The 539-nt window shown below is 36.7% G+C and carries 1 protein-coding gene; it reads left to right on the top strand.

The window, feature by feature from the left end; translation table 11 throughout:
- Positions 1-539: restriction endonuclease subunit S (locus DRW42_RS28470; RefSeq protein WP_208643679.1), on the top strand; the 539-nt coding region annotated here is incomplete at both ends.

The following is a 539-nucleotide window of genomic DNA, read 5'->3' as shown; positions in this document are numbered from 1 at the left end:
TTCCAAATTTGAGATTTCCGGGGTTTGAAGGGGAATGGAAGGGGAATATTTTAAGTGATTTGGGGAATTGTATTGGAGGTGGCACACCAACTTCTAAAAATAGAATGCTATGGGAAGGGGAAATACCTTGGATCTCTTCATCCGATATAAATGAAAATGACATTAATAATATCAGAATAAGGAAATTTATCACTCAGGAAGCCATCGATAAATCAGCAACGAAGTTTTGCGCTGCCCCTGTTATACTAATTGTATCAAGAGTTGGAGTTGGAAAAATTGCACACTCGTTGATTGGACTTTGTACAAGCCAAGATTTCACGAACATCGTAAATATAAAATGCAATAGTCTATTTCTTACGTATTTACTTTCACATATTATGAAAGTGAGGGCATCAAGTACTCAAGGGACGTCCATTAAGGGCATTACATCAAATGAAATCAAAAGTATTAAAGTATTAATTCCATCACAGGAGGAACAAGAAAAGATTGCGGGATTGTTGGCGCTAATCGACCAACGTATTCAGACCCAAAGCAAAATA

This window comes from Pedobacter miscanthi, assembly GCF_003315595.1.
Lineage (GTDB): Bacteria > Bacteroidota > Bacteroidia > Sphingobacteriales > Sphingobacteriaceae > Pedobacter > Pedobacter miscanthi.
The sequence above is the reverse complement of the archived record's forward strand: the minus strand, read 5'-3'. Positions and strand labels throughout refer to the sequence as shown.